The organism is Pontibacterium sp., from assembly GCF_041587635.1.
GTDB lineage: Bacteria > Pseudomonadota > Gammaproteobacteria > Pseudomonadales > Balneatricaceae > Pontibacterium.
In genome coordinates, this window is the sequence record NZ_JBFGYC010000356.1 from 1 (window position 1) to 4,335 (window position 4,335).

Consider the following 4,335-nt stretch of genomic DNA (forward strand, 5'->3'; position numbering starts at 1 on the left):
ACTGCGGCGCAAACGATCCCTGATCTGTCTGTTTATCGCTAGATCGTCGGGATGGGAAATAACCACGTCAGCATCGTAGATTTCGTTGCCATATCCCAGCATCCGTTTCATCGCTGGATTGACGTATTCGAAGCTGCCATCAGGGCTGGATAGAATCATCGCGACCGGGGTTGCATCAAACACTTGCTTCACTGCCGCGTTTATATCCGTTCTGGTGTCTTCTGGTGGCTGGTCCAGTTCGAACATGTGTTTGACCTTTTATCCCTAAATGGTGGTGTGTTGGGTAGATATTTCAAACGAAATATTACATGAAACCGGATCAGGTTTCAGGCGGTTAGTGAATATTCGATCTCTATTTTTTGAAAGAATTTGTGACTTCCTGCGGTAAAACGACTAGTTTAGCGGCCACCCCCAAAACAGCCGTGTTCAGTGGAGATCAGATGGCACTTCCGGGAAAAGAGATTTATCGCGGCTATGACGAGTATGGCGTGGTATCGGTTGTGGAAGACGGCCACAAACGTTATCTGGCATTCGGCGATAACGATGAACAGAGTTGCTGGCTGAAACACGAGCCTCTGACACCACAGCATGAGTATGTGCGGGCTATGTTGCTGGTGTTGCTGTTTAAAGATCCCAAGCAGAGCATCAGTCTGGGGTTGGGGGCGGGGAGTTTAAACAGCTGCCTGCACGGGCACTATCCGTCGCTGAAACAGCAGGTTGTCGAGCTGCGACCGGAGGTGGTTAAAGCCGCCTATAAATACTTCCAGCTGCCACGGGGTAAACGTTTGGAGGTCCATACGATGGATGCCAACGAATATCTGCAGACCGTGGAGAGCAAAAAAGCTGACATCCTGTTCAGTGATATCTATGGCGCGGATGGGCTGGATGAGCAGCAGCTTGATCCCAGCTTCCTGATGAACTGCCATGATCGCCTGAAACAGGACGGCTGGCTGGTGTTGAACTGTTGGCGAGAACATCAGGGCAATGATTCTCTGCAGACCCTGATCGAGATTTTCGACGATGTGCGCAGTTGTGCAACACAAAGCGGAAACTGGATTGTATTTGCAGGCAAGCGCGAGAGTAACCGCACCGCCAAACAGCTAAAAAACGACGCGCGGGAGCTGAGTCAAAAACTGGGCTTTTCCCTCAGCGCCCACCTCGGTCGCTTGAAAGAGCACACTTAGGTCAGGTTATTCGCACTTTGCTATCTGCTTGGTGGTGTCGCTTGAGCTTGATACCGCTGGCAAGCAGTACCCCCGCCATAATGATCAATACACCCCCGAGGGTACTCAGCGTCAGATGTTCGCCAAGTAGTGGAATTGCCGCCATGGCTGCCAGTGCCGGGGTGAAGGAACCCAACGCGGCTGTTTTTTCGGCCCCCAGATTATTGATCGCAACACCGTAAGTCACACCACCCACGATTCCGGCGCCAATGCCCTGAGTCAGCAGAAATGGCCACAGTTCAGTCCATGCGGTCTGGCTGATATTTGATTCCACCCAGCCCATGCCCAACATGATGCCCAGCACCGCAGTCGCACTGGTACAGAGCAGGGCGGTCGCTTCCAGCGGATTGATACCCGCCACCCTGAGTCCCAGCGTATAGAGTGCCCACAATAGTGTGGCTCCCAGAAACGCCAGATGACCACGCCAATAACCCTGTTCAAAATTGATCAGCGCACTGCCCAGTAACAGCAGTATCCCCAACAGAATTGTAGCCAGCCCGAGCAGACGCCGACGAGGCAGCGGTTCACCAAACACCAGCACGGCCAGCCCGGTCACAAACAGCGGTGCGCTACCCGGTACCAGTGCTCCTGCATGGGCAGCCGGCGCGTATCCGGTGCCCAGCGAGACCAGATAGAAGAATGGTAACCCGCCCAATAGGATCATCACGCTGTGACGCCACGCCATCCGGCGTACTTTGTGCCAGCTCTTGAGTAACCAGGGTAGAAACACGATAGCTGGTAAGCCAAACCGCATCAGTCCCAGATCGCTGGACGTGAGCGGGGAATGATTTTCCGCTCGCAGCGAAAGCAGGAAGCCGACCCAGATCAACAAGGTTACCAGCATGGCCGCAAGGCCTTTCAGGTTGACGGCGGGTTCGCCTCGGTACTGGTTCATCGGATGAAGTCCTGTTCGTGTTGTATTGGCGGCTATTATCCGAGAAAAGAGAAAGTCGAAAGTTGTTATTTGGGTTGCCTATTGGGTCATTTTTAGTTGATAGTTGCGTTAATGGTTTTTACTTTGGCATTTAATGCTTATGTTTGAGTGTGGCGTATGAAAGTAGATGAGATCGATCTTAAAATTCTGAAGATCCTGCAACAGGACGGACGGTTGAGTAACGCAGAGATTGCCGAGCGGGTGGCGCTCTCTCCTTCACCCTGTCTGCGGCGTTTACGCCGGTTGGAAACCGAAGGTGTTATTCAGGGCTACCGGCCGCAGCTCAATCGGCAGGTGGTCGGGTTGGGTATGACGGTATTTGTGCAGGTGAAGCTACACGATCACAGTGCAGAATCGGTGACCGGTTTTGAAGATGCGGTACGTGAGATGGATGCGGTGGTGAATGCCCATACGGTGTCCGGGTCGGCTGATTATCTGCTGGAAGTTGTGGCGGAGGATCTGATCGACTATGACCGATTGGTGAAGCAGATGCAGCGGTTGAATATGGTTAGAGAAATTGAGAGTAATTTTGCGTTGCAGGCGGTTAAGACGGAGGCGCCTTTGCCATTGAAGTTGTAGGGATTCAGATGGTCTTTTTTCTCTGTTTATCGCCCTAATAGGGCGAGATAAGGGGAGTCGCTGAACTCCCCTTATCAATCCCCGTCAGCCCCACTACTTGTCCCGCTTTGCGGGATACCCTGTGCGCTTCACAATCAATCGACGCTGCGGAACTCGGCTGAACGCCTCAAACAGTCCTCGCTTAAATTCGATTGACTGCTCCAGTGCTCGGCTGCGTAGAGGGGAATTAAATACGGCAGAAACCTGAATGTCCGCTGCAGTAGAAAGCAATTTATTTTGAACCACGAAACATAACGTTGGCACGGACTAAATGCCCCTCTACGCCGCCGAGCATTGCAGAACTAAAACGGTTAAAGCGAATTCTGTTTGAGGCCGTAGGCCGAGTTCATTCGCTTCGTTTTATTTCGAAACGCGCAGGGAACCGGACTCAGTCCGGCAAGTAGTGGGGTTGGCAGGGATTGGTAAGGGAGGGCCAACCCCCTCCCTTACCTCGCCCAACAGGGGCGAAACGCAATGCAGAATAGTCGAGCTAGACTAGAATCAACGCGATAAGCGAACCTTACACGTATTCCCTCAACCCCGGTAAACTCCCCAATTCCACCTCATCTAACTGCCGCTCAGCCATATGGCGCTCACCATACTTCCGATAGGTCCCACTGTGGGCAAACAGCGCAAACAGATCCGGGTCCAGATGACCCTCTTCCACCATACGGCCCATGATCGTCATGGACTGCGATAGCTTCATCCCCTGCTTGTACGGACGATCAGCCGAGGTCAGGGCTTCAAAAATATCCGCAATACACATAATGCGCGCACGCAGTGAAAGCTGCTCAGCATCCAGTCCTCGGGGGTAACCTTTCCCGTTCAGGCTTTCGTGATGGTTACAGGCGATCTCCGTCACGTTGCTTAAGTTACGGGGGTAGGGTAGCGATTCCAGCATATCGATGGTGACCTTGATGTGATCACGCATGATCTGACGCTCTTCTTCGGTCAGGGTGCCACGGATGATGCAGAGGTTCTTTATCTCATCGTCGGATAACATACGTCGGGTCTGGCCGTTCACATCCAGCCATTCGCACTGGCCGATCTGCGCGACACGGGCCTGATCTTCGGGGGCCATAAACTCGCCACCGATATTGGCTTTTTGCAGGAAGGCGAGGTCGTCGTCCAGTTGTGCGCAGCGTGCTTCGAAATCGGCATGTGTATCGGCAGCGGCTGTTGGATCTAAGCGGGGTAGGGCGCGCAGCAACTCAATTTCCAGTTGCTGCTTGTGCTCACGGAAACGGCCTTCAACCAGTTCGATGCGATCGATTAGCGTATGTAGCTTAGTGGCTTTGTCGATGATCGCTTCTGGCGTAGTGATCTTACCGCAGTCATGTAACCAGGCCGCGACCTTCAACTCGTACATCTCCTCATCGTTCCACTGGGTATCCGCATAGGGACCGTGATCAGTATTGTTAATAGCATCGGCCAGCAACATGGCGATCTCGGGTACGTGTTCGCAGTGTTTACCGGTTACCGGTTACCGGTGATTTATGGTCAATCGCGCGACCGATCAGCTGGATAAACGATTCGAACAGCACCCGCTGACCGTCCATC

General features: G+C 53.0%; 5 protein-coding genes. 2 read left to right on the forward strand and 3 right to left on the reverse strand.

The annotated features are described in order from the left end of the window. Positions 1-246 (reverse strand): PAS domain-containing protein (locus ABYW01_RS15335; protein WP_372834283.1); only part of this gene is annotated, 246 nt, incomplete at its 3' end. A 194-nt stretch (positions 247-440) separates the two neighbouring features. On the opposite strand from ABYW01_RS15335, the gene ABYW01_RS15340 reads away from it, so the two are divergent. Then, entirely contained in the window at positions 441-1,184 is a 744-nt protein-coding gene (locus tag ABYW01_RS15340; RefSeq protein ID WP_372834285.1) for a spermidine synthase, read from the forward strand. A gap of 1 nt (position 1,185) precedes the next feature. Here ABYW01_RS15340 and ABYW01_RS15345 read toward each other — a convergent pair whose 3' ends face one another. Beyond that, positions 1,186-2,118 carry a DMT family transporter gene (locus tag ABYW01_RS15345; RefSeq protein ID WP_372834287.1) on the reverse strand — a complete coding sequence of 311 codons (933 nt, stop codon included), beginning with the start codon at positions 2,116-2,118 and terminating at the stop codon, positions 1,186-1,188. A gap of 156 nt (positions 2,119-2,274) precedes the next feature. Between ABYW01_RS15345 and ABYW01_RS15350 the strand changes: the two genes are divergently transcribed. Further along, positions 2,275-2,736: an Lrp/AsnC family transcriptional regulator gene (locus tag ABYW01_RS15350; protein ID WP_193953393.1), complete on the forward strand. Its 462-nt coding sequence runs from the start codon at positions 2,275-2,277 to the stop codon at positions 2,734-2,736. 559 nt (positions 2,737-3,295) lie between these two features. Here ABYW01_RS15350 and ABYW01_RS15355 read toward each other — a convergent pair. Further along, positions 3,296-4,216 (reverse strand): HD-GYP domain-containing protein, encoded by a 921-nt coding sequence (locus ABYW01_RS15355; RefSeq protein WP_372834291.1) that lies wholly within the window; start codon positions 4,214-4,216, stop codon positions 3,296-3,298. Between the last annotated feature and the right edge of the window lie 119 nt (positions 4,217-4,335).